We start from the raw sequence: 14,108 nt of genomic DNA, 5'->3' as shown, positions 1-14,108 counted from the left end.
ATCCTGGCTATCAATCTCATTAGCGTGAAAAAATAGCTAGCGTAGGAAAAAAACAAGCAATTTCAATCGCCGCTGTCTCGGGTGCATCAGAACCATGCACCGCATTCGCATCGATACTCGCTGCAAAATCAGCGCGGATGGTCCCTTTTTCCGCTTTTCTGGGATCGGTTGCGCCCATCAGTTCGCGATTTTTACTAATGGCATTCTCACCTTCGAGCACCTGCACCATGACAGGTCCTGAGATCATAAATTCCACCAAATCTTTAAAAAAGGGACGTTCGCGATGTACCGCATAAAATGCCTCTGCTTCTCTCCGGGAAAGATGCATCATGCGCGCAGCAATAATGTTTAATCCAGCTGCTTCAAATCTGGAATAGATTTGACCAATGACATTTTTAGCTACCGCATCCGGCTTGATAATAGACAACGTTCTTTCAACAGCCATCAAACACTCCAGGAAATTAAAAAAATAGAGAGGTATTTTAGCAAAAAAAGCTTAAGGATTCCGAAAAAGCGCGCTTAAGACAAGACGTTATCGTTTGTCTTACAAATTATCGATTTTGAGTCAGCCAACTGAATACGATCAATGCAGTATTGACAGCTTGATGTTCAGACGAGGATAATGCTCTGATTCACAAAAGAAAGCCACTTTGGATGTTACTCAGAATGACCCTCGCTAGACATTACTTTTTCTCAATCCCCACTATCTGATCAGATTTTTTAACATTCCGGCATTTCACCACATCGCTATTCTTTTTCTGGTCTGAGCGGCCTGAAAGAAAATAAGCAAAGCGCTTTTCTGATGACATACGGCCCCTAGAAAATTTGCAGCATTTCACACACAACTGTTCTATTGCGGAGCATGGTTTATGAATATTAAAGAGCTAATTCAGCAGCGTGAAAAAAAGAATTTTGCGCTACATGATCGCTATCTCAACAGCCAGATGGTCAAAGTGCTCAAAACCATCGGATTCGATCGTCATTATGTAAAAGCTGAAGGCGCTTATCTATTCGATGACCAAGGTAATCGCTATCTCGATTTACTCAGTGGCTTTGGTGTTTTCGCACTAGGACGCAATCATCCGCAGATCGTCCAAACGCTCCAAGATGTCCTTTGTGCAGATTTACCCAACCTCGTTCAATTAGATGTCTCGCTACTTTCCGGTTTACTTGCTGAAAAACTGGTTGCCATTAGCCCCGATGGCCTTGACCGCGTTTTCTTTGCTAATTCTGGCACCGAAACCATCGAAGCCGCCATCAAATTTAGCCGATACGCAACCGGCAAATCTAAGATCATCTATTGCCGAGGCGGATATCATGGCCTCAGCCTCGGATCATTGTCCGCTACTGGCGATTCCCACTACAAACAGGGTTTTGGGCCATTGGTGCCAGATTTTATTGAAATTCCTTTCAATGATCTGAATGCGCTGGAAGCAGCGCTTTCCCAACAAGATGTTGCCGCTTTCATTACGGAACCCATTCAAGGCCATGGGGTCTGGATACCGGATGATCATTATTTACCGGAAGCTGCTGAGTTGACACGCCGTTATGGCGCGTTATTCATCGCAGATGAAGTGCAAACCGGGCTTGGCCGCACCGGCAAATGGTGGGCTGTCGAACATTGGTCAGTCACACCAGACATTCTCTGTATGGCCAAAGCTCTATCAGGGGGATTCGTTCCTGTTGGCGCGCTGACTTGCAAGGAATGGATTTTTGACCGAGTATTCAACCGAATGGATCGGGCAGTCGTTCATGGCAGCACCTTTGGTAAAAATAATCTAGCCATGGCCGCCGGCCTAGCCACACTCGAAGTTCTCGAATCCGAAAAGTTAATCGAAAAATCCGCTCAATCCGGTCAATCGATCATCGACGCGTTACGGCCACTAGTAGGCGAGTATGAATGCTTCAAGGAAGTACGCGGCAAAGGCATGATGATCGCGCTGGAATTTACCGAACCCAAGAGTCTTTCTCTAAAGATGTCGTGGAAAATGCTGGAAGCAGCCAACAAAGGTTTGTTTTCGCAGATGATTACCGTGCCTCTGTTTTCACGACATCGAATTTTGTCTCAAGTGGCAGGACATGGCATGAATATCGTCAAATTCATTCCGCCGCTTATCCTCACAGAATCCGATATCCGGTGGATCACCGATGCAACCCAAAGCGTCATAAAAGATGCTCACCGCGGCCCAGCCGCAGTGTGGGATTTGGGCAAAACGCTCGCGAGCAAAGCCCTGCGATTCAAAGCAGGCACTTAATCCTGAAAAAGACGTGACCATAAAATTTGTCTACGGGAATCTGAAGGTATATCAGTCTAGCCATTCAGCTTCCACAAGCATCGCCCATTGCTCTCTTTATCGATCTTCTCGAGTTGCCTCGCATGGCATTCCAGTTCACTTTCGCTAGCGGGCAAAACAAGTAAACGCAAGTCAGCGATCTTCTCCGCCACATCGTCAATGGGAGGAGCAACCTCCAATTCCATCAGCAAGCTTTCTTGTCCCCTGGTCATTGCCAAATAAACCTCGGCGAGGAGTTCAGCATCTAGCAATGCACCATGCAAAGTTCGTTTAGAATGATCAACTTGGTAACGCTCGCACAAAGCATCCAAATTGTTCCGCTTGCCAGGATGGCGTTCCTTGGCGAGTACGAGGGTATCGGTAATCCCTGCACAGTAATTTTGTAGCGGCGGGAGTTTGATCAACCCCAGTTCATGATCGAGAAACGCCACATCGAACGGTGCATTATGAATCAGTAGTTCGGCGCCCTCGATGAATTCTAAGAAAGTATCACAAATCTCATGAAATTTATGTTTATCTTGCAAAAAATCTCTGGTCAAACCATGGATTTGCAGTGCGCTTGCGTCGCTGTCCCGCTCAGGGTTGAGATAATTATGAAAATGACGGCCGGTTAACTGCCGATTGCACATTTCGACTGCTGCCAGCTCAACAATGCGATGGCCCAACTTAGGATCCAGGCCAGTCGTCTCTGTATCAAGAAAAATTTGCCGCATCAATCCTCAGCCTTATCAGTTAAGTTGGATCCATTTCATTCATCAGTATCGATTCCACTCCCCGGTTAGCCAATCCGTCTGCACGTTCATTGCCATCATGGCCCGCGTGACCCCGCACCCAGAACCATTCAACTGAATAACGTTGCGATAAACTATCCAGCTCCTTCCATAACGCCTCATTCTTGACTGGCTTCTTATCCGCCGTGCGCCAGCCATTCCTCTTCCAGCCATGTATCCATTCGTTGATACCTTTCTGAACATACTGAGAATCCGTATGGAGCCTTATTTTGCATGCCTCAGGCGATAATGGCAGAGACGCCAATGCCTGTAATGCACGAATGGCCGCAATCAACTCCATGCGATTATTGGTCGTTCTCGCCTCACCTCCAAAGAGCTCCAATTTCTTCCCACCATATTCGAGCAACGCGCCCCATCCGCCTACGCCTGGATTACCTTTGCATGCGCCATCGGTAAAAATCTCCACCACGTCCGTTACCTCTAGCATGTCTGTTTTTATTTGTTGATTCGGTGATTGATTGTCAGGGATAATTTCACTCATTTTTTACTGTTCCTTTGAATTTCTGAGTTGCCGACGCAATTTTCCTCCTGGCTGATAGGCTATTTTCCCAGCAAGGTTTGATGATATGCATGCCATGCACTTGCTTGACCGCCTGCAAAAAATATACTCCGCCTGAAATGGGCCACCATCGATCTCCTGCCGCTTCCATAAAATGGAAACGCTTTATCCATCGATCTTTACTGCAAGGAGGCACATAGCAACCAAGGCGCCCGCCGACAATCTCAAAGTTGAGCAGCTTCAACCAATCCTTTAGGCGCGGCAACGAGATAAATTGACCGCACCAAGGGAACTCTTGCTTTGCCGATTTGAAATAACGATTTAAACCCCACAGACTAAGCGGATTGAAACCACTGATCACGATTTGTCCGCCCGGTATTAAAACACGCTGCACTTCGCGTAAAATCTGATGTGGATTAGAATTGAATTCCAGAATATGCGGCAATAATATCAAATCCAGACTGCAACTATCGATTGGGAGAAAATCGGGTAGTGCGTAAAAGGAAGCACCCTGGCTGATACCCATGCGAAATTGAAACGGAATGCGATTGGCACGCAAGAAATTGAACTGAGGAAAACCAACTTGCAAAGCATGAAAACCAAAAATATCGACGACTACACGATCGAAATAATTTTGCTCCTCTTTCAACAAATATTGTCCGAGCGAGCCCTCAAACCACTGTTGCATGCCCTGTGCATACGTGGAAAGGATCACCATACTGTTAGCGTTCAACTTCATCTCACCCCGCCCTCACTCAACCAAGAGATATATCATGCCTATTATTTACCCTGTTCGTGCCTTTAAAGACAACTATATCTGGGTAATTCGCGATCAGCATTATGCGGCCATTGTCGATCCTGGCGACGCTGTGCCCGTTATGGCCTATTTACAGCAACAAAACTTGCAGCCTATCGCCATTCTCAATACACATCATCATCATGATCATACAGGTGGCAATATAGCTTTATTGACAGCATTTGCTCTACCGGTCTATGGGCCTGCAAAAGAAAGCATTCCGGGACTCACACATCGCCTCAGCGAAGGCGATACCATTCATCTCGCTGAACTCTCACTCGATTTTTCTATACTGGATATCCCTGGGCATACAGCAGGGCATATTGCTTATTATGGCGCAAATCTGCTGTTTTGTGGCGATACGCTATTTGCCTGCGGGTGCGGACGTATCTTCGAAGGCACGCCCCAGCAAATGTATACCTCGTTGCAGAAACTTACAAAATTACCAGACGACACGCTCATCTATTGTGCGCACGAATATACACTCGCCAATATGCGCTTTGCGACGGCAATCGATCCTAACAACCCGGTTTTGGCAGAACGTGCCAGCAAAGCAGAAGCGCAACGAAAACGCGACCTCCCCACGCTCCCTTCGACATTGGCTCTGGAAAAAGCGACCAATCCTTTCTTGCGTAGCAACCAGCCCGCTTTGATCGATGCGGCCAACCAGCATGCTGGCCGTGTGTTGTCAGATCCAGTAAGCGTTTTTACCGAAATCCGCCGATGGAAAGATCTATTTTAGGCGTGTAAAACAATTAGCTTGAGCCTAGGACCCGATTCATATCAAACCTAGCATTTAAACGGCACAACCATCTGGCCCACAGGCAGTGGATGCTGCATCCTTTTCTTTAGGCTGATCGAATCGCTCAAGTTCGCCCTCATCCACTTCTTCGGCAAGCAGTGTACCGATGGAAACTCCCAAAATAAAATCATTGATATGACCAAACTTATGCAAACGAAGATGACCCGTTTTATCGATTAAGATCGTGGTAGGCGTACCCTGCATCTGATAGGCCATCATAGTATGGGGAATGACATGCTGATCGCTCGGCTTATCGATCCCGATCGGGAAACGCAGTCGATATTCATAGGCAAAGACTTCCAATGCATCGCGGCCCATGACGGCATGATGCTCAAAGACAGTGTGAAGGCCAATCACTGCAACTTGATCAGGATTGAATTCTTCATAGATACGCTGCGCCTGAGGAATCCCAACTTGCACGCACCCAGGGCACAACATCTGAAAAGCATGAAGCAACACCACTTTGCCACGCAGGGAAGCCAGCGTAATTGACTCCGTTGTATTCAACCAGCCTACAGTTTGTAGTTCTGGCGCAATAATTTTCTTAACCGCTTGATCTATTTTCATTAATTAATGACCTCTCGTGTATCCCAACTTTATGTTTGTTAGCATTGAATAAAAACAGCCGCGCGTGACTTTGCTTATTTGCCAGGCTTACCCGCACGCAACACCGGATAATGCTGGATAAATACATTATCTTCAGCTGCATTAGCTTGATGACAGGCATTGCAAGATTCATCAGGTTGTGGTTCTGCGCTTTTACTTTGATAACCGTTGAAACCGAAATACGCCCAATAGTTGGGGCGCTCGGCAAAACGTTTTGAGTCTTTGACTGTTGCAGCTATCCCAAGGAATTCACCTTGGAAGTAACCATTGCCGCTTGCCGATTGCTTGGCGCCAACACTGACCAACTCTTTGACGATAATCGTTCCATCACGGAATTGCCCTGTTTTTTTCCAGTGCGCCCAGCTAGCTGGATCAATATACACATTGTGAAATTCAGGGAAAGCCGGGTTTCCATCGTTCATATCTTTGGGCGTCACGGGTGAGCCGATAAAAATCCATTCTCGATAATTTTTAGGCATCAGCAACAACCCGCTTTTATTGAAATGCGCGAACGTTGTTTCTGTGTTTTTATGCTGACCGTTTTGATGTTGAGCTGCCGAAACCCGGTTGACCTGCCCGACCAATAAACCTGATAACAACAATGGCGTCAGACCGACTAACATCATTTTTTTAAACTGTGACATAATCAACCCTCGAAGATATTTATAATTTCAACGCACTACAATCAACAACGACACCTAAAGTATATAAAAATTTAGCCCGCTTCATGGTAGAGAACGCCCTATGCTTCGTCAAGGCTAGCGTTTCAACATCGCTCTGCCGCTAATTTGCCGGGATCACCTGCATTCCGTTTGATTGCGACCCTGTCAATTCAGAAGATAAAAATAACGAAAATGAATGTATCCACTGCCATCCAAAAACGTAGATCGATCAAGACATTTGATCCAAGCCACAAATTGAGCGATGCTGAAATCAAGCATTTACTTTCGCTTGCTGCACTTTCACCTACGGCTTTCAACATCCAGAATTGGCGGTTTGTTTTGGTAAACGATCCTGAGGTGCGACGCAAAATCAGGTCGGTCGCGTGGGATCAGGCGCAGGTTACCGACGCTTCGTTATTGATTATTCTGGCAGCAGACTTAAAAGCTTGGCAAAAAGAACCGGCACGTTACTGGAAAAACGTACCCCCGGCAACTCGTGAATTTCTTTTACCGGCCATTGATCAATATTATCGTGACCAAGAACAGGCACAACGCGATGAAGCCATGCGCTCATGCGGTATGGCGGCCATGACACTGATGCTTGCTGCAGAGGAAATGGGGTACGCATCGTGCCCTATGGATGGGTTCGATTTCGAAGCCGTCGCAAACCTCATTCATCTGCCTGAAGACTATGTAATTTCCATGTTCGTTGTGATCGGTAAGGGCGTTAAGGAAGCATGGCCGCGCGGCGGGCAATTGCTTTTGGAAGAAATCGTTGTTTACAATTCATTCTAATAAGCCATGATAGCCGGAAGACAAGCACGAAAGTCAACCTGAAAAATTCGCTTTATTGGGTGTTTAAGCACCCACAAAGCTTAATCGTACAGATTCCTCAACGCTTAATGCAGCCGTCCACACCAAGCTAGTTTCCAGTATTACGTATCGCTTTCAGATTTTCCTGAGCATCCTCATTTCCCTGAGCCGCGGCTTTCTCAAACCACGCTATTGCTTTCTCGGTATCTTTTTCCACACCCTCACCGATCAAATACATCACCCCAATATTGTTCTGCGCATCCACGTTACCCTGTTCCGCAGATTTGGTAAATAACTCAGCCGCTTTTGCAGAGTCTTGGGGAACGCCCTGACCTTCTGCAAACAACAATCCTAGATTGAATTGAGCTCCTGCATGCCCCTGCTCAGCTGCTCGGAAAAACCATCCTGCTGCCGCTTCAAGGTCGTGGTCCTTGATTTTTCCTGTTTCATCTCTGGATATCGCATCCCCAGTATAGAATAAAGTACCCATTGCGTTTTGTGCTTCCGCATCCCCAGCCTCGGCTTCCTCACGTAGCTTTAAAAAGCGTTCTTCCGGCGTTAAGCCATCATCGGCACTTGGCATGATTTTTTTTAGCAATTCAGTCTGTTCTTCCGATGTCAACCCTTCCCGCAGCACTGAGGGCAATTCACTAAGCGTCGTAATCTCAGGCGGCAAAACCGTGGAGGATTTTTCAGCAGCAGATTCCCTCGTTGAAGACTCGTCACCACAGCCAGCAACCATGAGCAAAATCAAGACCAACAATGTAAAAATACGTATATTCATCGAATTATTTCGCTTTTCTTTTATATATTAGGATAGAAACAAAAAATATTATAACACTCTGATTCTATTAAAATCAGGCGCCTTCAACTGTCTTAGTGCATAGCTTCTTACTTGGCACCCGCTTTTCGTAGCAAATCAACAACCCCCTTGTGTTTATATACTTTTGCCAACAATAACGCAGTAGCACCATTCTCAGCTTCAATATTCACATCTGCGCCACCTGCCAACAAAACCATCGTCGCCGCCTGATGACCATTTTGCGCTGCTAGCATCAAAGCTGTCGCACCGTTCTTTGCTTGGCTATTGATTTGAGCATTGGCTTGCAACAAATACTGGATCACAATTTGATTCCCCATTTGAGAAGCCAGCATGAGTGCGGTGACGCCAGCGTCATTCGCCGCATCGACATCGACACTTGAATCAAGCAATAGGCGAGCGATCTCCATATGATTTCTTTGGGATGCCACCATCAAGGCAGTCATCCCATCGTCACCAGCGGCGTTGATATCGGCTCCGGCATCCAGCAGCGCCTGCACTATGCCTATCCGATCGTTCCTCGTCGCCAGCATAAGCGCCGAATAACCATCTTCTGCTCTGACATTCGCATCTGATCCCGATGCGATTAGCAGCTTAGCAATACCCTCATGACCTTGTTGAATTGAGCTTAACAAGGCTTCGCTTTTATCGTGAGCTTCAATTGTTCTATCAGATTGGTTCAAGAGTGCCCTGACTTGAGATAAACTGCCACGCTCGACCGCATTGATTAGATCACTCTTTCCTGGGCTAGCTATTAAATGACTGGAAAAACACAGTAACAACGCCACCAAGGCGCATAAAGTAAAGCTATTTTTAGACCAGAGCATTACATTCTCCTTGTTCATATAATGTATCTACTCAGTTGGGAATCCTATGAGTCCATCACAATGCTACCTGCACACAGAATGATTATGAATCTTCACTGATGGCAAACAATCGCTGGTATTCCTTGATTGCGAATCGATCAGTCATACCCGCAATGTAATCAGCGATCGCTTGATGGCCATATTTTGAAAATTTGTCCTGATAAGCTGGAGGCAGCATTCGAATATCCGAGCTAAATGCATTAAATAATGCTTGTATCGTATGGCGCGCTTTATTACTCATGCGTACCACTTGAAAGTGCCTATAAAGGTTTTGTCGCAAAAAACGTTTCAATTCCTGCTGCTCTAATTTAATTTGCTCACTATATCCTATCAGACATGGTGCCAATCGCACCGCATCGGGATCCCTCGGTTGAGTATGATCAAGATTGATTTTACTTTGCCGCGTCAAATCTGACGCAAGACTATTTATCATCCCACGAATCGTCTCATGAATTAAGCGACGATTAGCAAGATGAGGATAAGCTTTTTTTACCTGAAACAAATGTCTGGAAAAAATGACCACTTCCTCTAGTTGCTTTAAAGTTATCAGGCCAGAACGCAAACCATCGTCTACATCATGATTATTATACGCAATTTCATCGGCCAAATTGGCAAGCTGCGCTTCCAGCGAAGGCCGTTGGTTAACTAAAAAACGCTTGCCCACCTCACCCAGTTTTTCAGCATGTTTCTTTGAAGCATGCTTCAAAATCCCTTCACGGGTTTCAAAGCATAAATTCAAACCATCAAACGCGCCATAACGTTCTTCCAGAACATCAACCACCCTGAGAGACTGTAAATTATGCTCGAACCCCCCATACGCGCTCATGCAGTTATTCAAGGCATCCTGGCCTGCATGACCAAAAGGGGTATGCCCAAGATCATGTGCTAACGCAATTGCTTCGACCAAATCCTCATTCAGCTGTAAATTACGCGCAATAGAGCGCCCGATCTGCGCGACTTCCAGGCTATGCGTCAGACGCGTACGAAACAAATCTCCTTCATGGTTGACAAAGACTTGCGTTTTATACTCAAGACGGCGAAAAGCGGTTGAATGGATAATTCTGTCACGATCGCGCTGAAATTCACTCCTACCAGCAGGAGGTTCCTCCTTGATAGCACGTCCGCGCGAATTAGCGATTGTGACAGCGTAGGACGCCAAACTATTCATTCGCCATACAAGTTACCAATGTCTCAGTTAAAATTGATGTAGGAACTTCATGACTCATCATCGCTTTCCCAATCTTGTTCAACAAAATAAAACGCATTCTTCCTTCCTCAACTTTTTTATCAAGTTTCATCAGGCTAAAGTAATCCTCCGACAAAAATTTGGGGGCAACGATGGGTAACCCTGCCAATTGGAATATCCTGCGTATACGTTCTAAATCATATTCATTAATTAATTTAAGTCGCCTAGATAATTCTGCAGCCATAATAATACCGGCCGCAACCGCTTCCCCGTGTAGCCAAACCCCATAACCCATCGCATTTTCAATTGCATGACCGAAGGTATGGCCGAGATTGAGTAATGATCGCACACCACCTTCACGTTCATCCGCCGCAACGATTTCGGCTTTGATCTCACAACTGCGGCGAATGGCTGTATTGAGCGCATCAGGGTCGCGCGCAACAAGCCTGATCATATTCAGCTCCAACCACTCAAAAAATTGCACGTCGCGTATGAGGCCATATTTAATCACTTCAGCTATGCCCGCACGCAACTCTCTATCAGGCAAAGTGTTCAATGTATCGCTATCGGCAATGACCACCCGCGGCTGATAAAACGCACCGATCATATTTTTACCAAGGGGGTGATTGATACCCGTTTTACCGCCAACAGAAGAATCAACCTGCGCCAACAAAGTCGTGGGTATCTGAACGAAGGGCACACCCCGCAAATAAGTTGCAGCGGCAAATCCCGTCAAATCACCAATCACCCCACCCCCCAATGCAATAAGAGTTGTCTTTCGCTCGCAGCGCTGCGCAAGCAGTGCTTCATAAATCAAATTTAATGTTTGGCCATTTTTATGATCTTCGCCATCAGGCAGAGTAATTTCAATCGATGCAATACCTTGCCCCTCGAGAGCGGTACGTAACAGCGCCAGATACAAAGGTCCGACAGTTGTATTGGTTACAATAGCAACCCGTTTTTGTGGTAAGTGCGGCAAGAGCAGATCGGTTTGCGCCAACAATCCTTTGCCGATATGGATAGGGTAGCTTCGATCTTCATCGCCAGAATGCAATTCCACCCTAACTGTCTGCATACTATTATTCATAAAGACTATTTTTTGTTTCCGGGAAATCAGTTTGACTTGAATCTAATGTTTGTTTGCTTGATAAAGCGAGACCACATTTTTTTCGATTTACAGCTTCAGCACGAAGTTTTTTTATTTTGAAGAAAAGTAGCTTACGGGCCAAGCGCTGAACCAAAGAGCGCACGCCTTGTTTTCCACTATCAATAATTATATGCGCTGTTTCTCGGTAGAGCGCATCGCGCTGCGCATGCAGCTCCATTAACCGAGCATGTAAATCATCCGTCTGAAGGAGCGGTCTATTTTTATCGGAGCGTGTCCTACGCTGCAATTCATCCACGGATGCACTTAAATAAACGACAATGCCATGCTGTCTTAATAAGGTGCGATTTTCCCCACTTAGCACAGCGCCACCCCCAGTCGCCAGCACGATATTTTCTGCCTGAACTAATTCTTGCAGCACCTCGGTTTCACGACGACGAAATCCAGCCTCTCCTTCAATTTCGAAAATTACGGGAATCTTAACCCCTGTTCGTTGCTGAATCTCATGATCAGAATCGATAAATGTTTTACCCATATGGTTTGCCAACAATTTACCTATTGTTGTTTTTCCCGCACCCATCATTCCCACAAGAATAATATTCCCTTGTAGAAACTTGACATTCTGATTCTTTTTAGCTGTATTTTTAATTAATTGCATAGCAGCAATTGTAACGGAAATATTTCTGCCAACGCAGGGATTCCAAAGCTTCCAACAAAAAAATCCAGAACATGCTTGGTGCAAAAAATAAGCATTCGGTGACTATTGACATAGCTAAGCACCAGGTATGAAGCAGATGGACCCCACTCATACCACCAGGCAAGCTATATTCTTATGGGGATATAACCTAACTGGGTTGGGAAATTGAGCGTAGTTGATGTATTCGAAACAATGTATTCGAAACAATAATTTTAATTTCCTGACCCAAGGGCTTGAGCCTATAACATATTAATACTGCAACTCATCAACCACTCAAGCACACCCCCCTTACCGCTTTGATCTGGCGCACCATGAAGAAGATCGCCGGATAAGAACACTTACTTGCTGAACGCAAACCTGCAGCCATGATTTATACACAAGAATCATAACCCGCTTCACTTTGCAAACCACAAACGGCTTTCAACATCCATGCAACTTGCAATAAGGCTGATTTGCGTCAACTTTTTTGCTAGAAAACCACTAAAATTCACCCCTAGATCATTCAAACCCCTCATTAATTTGATCTTTAATTTACTTAACTGGGTAGGCTCGCTAAAGAGATGTTATTTTATTTTGCTTTATACTGATTGAATCCAACAAAGGGAGCAGAGATTCATCAAGCGCAATCATGCAATTTTGTCAGTATAACTAATAGAATAGCCGATAAAACGCTTGATGCGATCAACGTAATCCATCGAAAAGACACCAGCAAAGAACTAATTTACAGTTTTGGAATCCTAAACTCACAATGCGCGAAGACTGCGTCTGACCCTTTTTTCGTATGACTAACTCTCAAGCGTAAAAAAGCTAAATCAAAGAAAATGAAATGCCTTATCCGAAAATAGATTCTTGATTTGCCGGATCAGCTTATCTACGCTGCCAAATCACTTTTTATATGCCTCAGAAGTTCAACCTGTACCGGGGTGCTACTTTTGATTTTATCAAGCAATTACCTGCCTTGAGATTGAAACCGCATACGACTGAATTTATCCTGGAAACCCTTATGATTATTGTCAATTCGTCGAATTCCGGAACAAACCCTTTCCTAGTCGGATATTTCCAATCTTAATTACCCGTAGAAAATGAGATTCAGACGCCCAGTACCAAAAATACGATCTATATTGCCATCAATAAGATTGACCGCAGCTAAATGTAGATCATTTCTCTCCCATTCTTCTCCTCGGGATTACTTTAAAAAATTCATATCAATATAGTTGACTAGTTCAGTCGGGTATTGTATAGTTGACTAAAATAATCAAGTATTAACGCAAGCAGCTTATCGCTTATTTATCAAAACTTTTTACTGTACTAAGGAATCTGGTATGAGACTGACAACGAAAGGACGATTCGCAGTGACAGCACTTCTGGATCTCGCGATGCAGCACAGTAGTGGACCCGTCACACTTGCTGATATCAGTCAGCGACAAAAAATTTCACTGTCATATCTTGAACAATTGTTCGCAAAATTACGCCAACGCGAACTCGTTGACAGTGTCCGTGGACCTGGAGGAGGTTATTGTTTAGCCAAAAGTTTGGATCAAGTATCTATCGCCGATATCATCTTGGCTGTTGATGAACCCATCGACAATACACGTTGCGGCGGAAAAGAAAATTGTCTAAATGACGGCAAATGCATGACCCATGATCTGTGGGCGGAACTCAATGACATTATCTTTAATTACTTAGGTGGCGTAACATTAAAACAATTGGTCGACGAGCAAAAACAACGCGATCAACAACGCGAACAAGCTGTCGTCAAATTATACGATATGCGTGAAGCCGCATTTTAGCTATACCCAACGACAGAGAGAATATCATGGCAATCACACTGACCGAGCGTGCGGCCAAACAAATCCAGCTACAACTGACAAAACGTGGCAAGGGATTAGCTTTACGTATCAGTTTAAAAAAATCTGGTTGCTCTGGTTATGCCTATAGCTTTGACTACGCCGACGAGTTACAAGAAGATGATTGTGTTTTTGAGTTTCACAATGCCAAAGTTCTCGTAAAGCGTGATTATTTATCTTATTTGGATGGATCAGAGCTAGATTTTGTTAAGGAAGGCTTGAATAGCACGTTTAAGTTCAGCAATCCCAACATTGAAAATACATGCGGCTGCGGTGAAAGCTTCAGTCTCAAAACATCTGAAAAGTCTAAGGAAAACATATAAA

At 45.0% G+C, this 14,108-nt stretch carries 15 protein-coding genes and 1 pseudogene; 5 read left to right on the top strand and 11 right to left on the bottom strand.

Annotated features, from left to right (window positions below):
- Nucleotides 1-19: 19 nt before the first annotated feature.
- Nucleotides 20-445, bottom strand: a complete 426-nt coding sequence (gene ndk / locus C8R30_RS08905; protein WP_090666897.1) for a nucleoside-diphosphate kinase — start codon at nucleotides 443-445, stop codon at nucleotides 20-22.
- 424 nt (nucleotides 446-869) lie between these two features.
- On the opposite strand from ndk, the gene C8R30_RS08900 reads away from it, so the two are divergent.
- A complete protein-coding gene (locus C8R30_RS08900) occupies nucleotides 870-2,255 on the top strand; it encodes an aspartate aminotransferase family protein (RefSeq protein WP_090666895.1) in 1,386 nt (461 codons plus the stop codon).
- Nucleotides 2,256-2,311: 56 nt separating this feature from the next.
- Here C8R30_RS08900 and dnaQ read toward each other — a convergent pair whose 3' ends face one another.
- The 3 genes from dnaQ to C8R30_RS08885 are packed head-to-tail and all read right to left on the bottom strand — an operon-like array spanning nucleotide 2,312 to nucleotide 4,323.
- Nucleotides 2,312-3,007, bottom strand: a complete 696-nt coding sequence (dnaQ, locus tag C8R30_RS08895) for a DNA polymerase III subunit epsilon (protein ID WP_107789963.1) — start codon at nucleotides 3,005-3,007, stop codon at nucleotides 2,312-2,314.
- A 19-nt stretch (nucleotides 3,008-3,026) separates the two neighbouring features.
- Complete coding sequence (gene rnhA / locus C8R30_RS08890) at nucleotides 3,027-3,512, bottom strand: ribonuclease HI (protein ID WP_090667011.1); 486 nt, start codon at nucleotides 3,510-3,512, stop codon at nucleotides 3,027-3,029.
- 46 nt (nucleotides 3,513-3,558) lie between these two features.
- The gene (locus C8R30_RS08885; RefSeq protein WP_244887989.1) at nucleotides 3,559-4,323 is read right to left on the bottom strand and encodes a class I SAM-dependent methyltransferase; all 765 of its coding nucleotides are present in this window, start codon (nucleotides 4,321-4,323) and stop codon (nucleotides 3,559-3,561) included.
- A 34-nt stretch (nucleotides 4,324-4,357) separates the two neighbouring features.
- On the opposite strand from C8R30_RS08885, the gene gloB reads away from it, so the two are divergent.
- The gene (gene gloB / locus C8R30_RS08880) at nucleotides 4,358-5,122 is read left to right on the top strand and encodes a hydroxyacylglutathione hydrolase (RefSeq protein ID WP_090666891.1); all 765 of its coding nucleotides are present in this window, start codon (nucleotides 4,358-4,360) and stop codon (nucleotides 5,120-5,122) included.
- 54 nt (nucleotides 5,123-5,176) lie between these two features.
- On the opposite strand, the gene C8R30_RS08875 is transcribed toward gloB, so the two are convergent.
- Nucleotides 5,177-5,749, bottom strand: coding sequence for a peroxiredoxin family protein (locus C8R30_RS08875; protein ID WP_090666889.1), 573 nt, complete (start codon nucleotides 5,747-5,749; stop codon nucleotides 5,177-5,179).
- Nucleotides 5,750-5,823: 74 nt separating this feature from the next.
- The gene (locus tag C8R30_RS08870; RefSeq protein WP_090666888.1) at nucleotides 5,824-6,432 is read right to left on the bottom strand and encodes a cytochrome P460 family protein; all 609 of its coding nucleotides are present in this window, start codon (nucleotides 6,430-6,432) and stop codon (nucleotides 5,824-5,826) included.
- A gap of 210 nt (nucleotides 6,433-6,642) precedes the next feature.
- Here C8R30_RS08870 and C8R30_RS08865 point away from each other — a divergent pair, with 210 nt between their 5' ends.
- Nucleotides 6,643-7,245 (top strand): nitroreductase family protein, encoded by a 603-nt coding sequence (locus C8R30_RS08865; RefSeq protein WP_090666886.1) that lies wholly within the window; start codon nucleotides 6,643-6,645, stop codon nucleotides 7,243-7,245.
- 127 nt (nucleotides 7,246-7,372) lie between these two features.
- Here C8R30_RS08865 and C8R30_RS08860 read toward each other — a convergent pair whose 3' ends face one another.
- From C8R30_RS08860 to C8R30_RS08840, 5 genes and pseudogenes are all read right to left on the bottom strand, one after another.
- Entirely contained in the window at nucleotides 7,373-8,047 is a 675-nt protein-coding gene (locus C8R30_RS08860) for a tetratricopeptide repeat protein (RefSeq protein WP_090666884.1), read from the bottom strand.
- A 107-nt stretch (nucleotides 8,048-8,154) separates the two neighbouring features.
- On the bottom strand, nucleotides 8,155-8,910 hold the full coding sequence (locus C8R30_RS08855) for an ankyrin repeat domain-containing protein (RefSeq protein ID WP_181257784.1): 756 nt from the start codon (nucleotides 8,908-8,910) through the stop codon (nucleotides 8,155-8,157).
- Nucleotides 8,911-8,992: 82 nt separating this feature from the next.
- The gene (locus C8R30_RS08850) at nucleotides 8,993-10,117 is read right to left on the bottom strand and encodes a deoxyguanosinetriphosphate triphosphohydrolase (RefSeq protein WP_107789962.1); all 1,125 of its coding nucleotides are present in this window, start codon (nucleotides 10,115-10,117) and stop codon (nucleotides 8,993-8,995) included.
- Nucleotides 10,110-11,210 carry a 3-dehydroquinate synthase gene (gene aroB / locus C8R30_RS08845; RefSeq protein ID WP_090666878.1) on the bottom strand — a complete coding sequence of 367 codons (1,101 nt, stop codon included), beginning with the start codon at nucleotides 11,208-11,210 and terminating at the stop codon, nucleotides 10,110-10,112. The genes C8R30_RS08850 and aroB overlap by 8 nt, the downstream gene beginning before the upstream one ends.
- Nucleotides 11,211-11,349: 139 nt before the next feature.
- Nucleotides 11,350-11,898, bottom strand: a pseudogene (locus C8R30_RS08840) (shikimate kinase); the annotation flags it as partial.
- Nucleotides 11,899-13,259: 1,361 nt separating this feature from the next.
- Here C8R30_RS08840 and iscR point away from each other — a divergent pair.
- On the top strand, nucleotides 13,260-13,727 hold the full coding sequence (iscR, locus tag C8R30_RS08835; protein ID WP_090666874.1) for a Fe-S cluster assembly transcriptional regulator IscR: 468 nt from the start codon (nucleotides 13,260-13,262) through the stop codon (nucleotides 13,725-13,727).
- 26 nt (nucleotides 13,728-13,753) lie between these two features.
- Nucleotides 13,754-14,107, top strand: a complete 354-nt coding sequence (locus tag C8R30_RS08830; RefSeq protein ID WP_107783885.1) for a HesB/IscA family protein — start codon at nucleotides 13,754-13,756, stop codon at nucleotides 14,105-14,107.
- The last annotated feature ends 1 nt before the right edge of the window (nucleotide 14,108 follow it).

Origin of the sequence: Nitrosomonas nitrosa (assembly GCF_003051105.1) — a bacterium.
Classification (GTDB): domain Bacteria; phylum Pseudomonadota; class Gammaproteobacteria; order Burkholderiales; family Nitrosomonadaceae; genus Nitrosomonas; species Nitrosomonas nitrosa.
Note: the sequence above shows the minus strand (reverse complement) of the source record. Positions and strands in the feature narration are given on the sequence as shown.

Coding starts and splice junctions, on each gene's coding strand:
- C8R30_RS08860 (WP_090666884.1), bottom strand. CDS start 8,047: ATGAATATACGTATTTTTACATTGTTGGTCTTGATTTTGCTCATGGTT.
- C8R30_RS08855 (WP_181257784.1), bottom strand. CDS start 8,910: ATGCTCTGGTCTAAAAATAGCTTTACTTTATGCGCCTTGGTGGCGTTG.
- C8R30_RS08875 (WP_090666889.1), bottom strand. CDS start 5,749: ATGAAAATAGATCAAGCGGTTAAGAAAATTATTGCGCCAGAACTACAA.
- C8R30_RS08830 (WP_107783885.1), top strand. CDS start 13,754: ATGGCAATCACACTGACCGAGCGTGCGGCCAAACAAATCCAGCTACAA.
- iscR (WP_090666874.1), top strand. CDS start 13,260: ATGAGACTGACAACGAAAGGACGATTCGCAGTGACAGCACTTCTGGAT.
- dnaQ (WP_107789963.1), bottom strand. CDS start 3,007: ATGCGGCAAATTTTTCTTGATACAGAGACGACTGGCCTGGATCCTAAG.
- rnhA (WP_090667011.1), bottom strand. CDS start 3,512: ATGCTAGAGGTAACGGACGTGGTGGAGATTTTTACCGATGGCGCATGC.
- aroB (WP_090666878.1), bottom strand. CDS start 11,210: ATGCAGACAGTTAGGGTGGAATTGCATTCTGGCGATGAAGATCGAAGC.
- C8R30_RS08870 (WP_090666888.1), bottom strand. CDS start 6,432: ATGTCACAGTTTAAAAAAATGATGTTAGTCGGTCTGACGCCATTGTTG.
- C8R30_RS08900 (WP_090666895.1), top strand. CDS start 870: ATGAATATTAAAGAGCTAATTCAGCAGCGTGAAAAAAAGAATTTTGCG.
- C8R30_RS08885 (WP_244887989.1), bottom strand. CDS start 4,323: ATGAAGTTGAACGCTAACAGTATGGTGATCCTTTCCACGTATGCACAG.
- C8R30_RS08850 (WP_107789962.1), bottom strand. CDS start 10,117: ATGAATAGTTTGGCGTCCTACGCTGTCACAATCGCTAATTCGCGCGGA.
- ndk (WP_090666897.1), bottom strand. CDS start 445: ATGGCTGTTGAAAGAACGTTGTCTATTATCAAGCCGGATGCGGTAGCT.
- C8R30_RS08865 (WP_090666886.1), top strand. CDS start 6,643: ATGAATGTATCCACTGCCATCCAAAAACGTAGATCGATCAAGACATTT.
- gloB (WP_090666891.1), top strand. CDS start 4,358: ATGCCTATTATTTACCCTGTTCGTGCCTTTAAAGACAACTATATCTGG.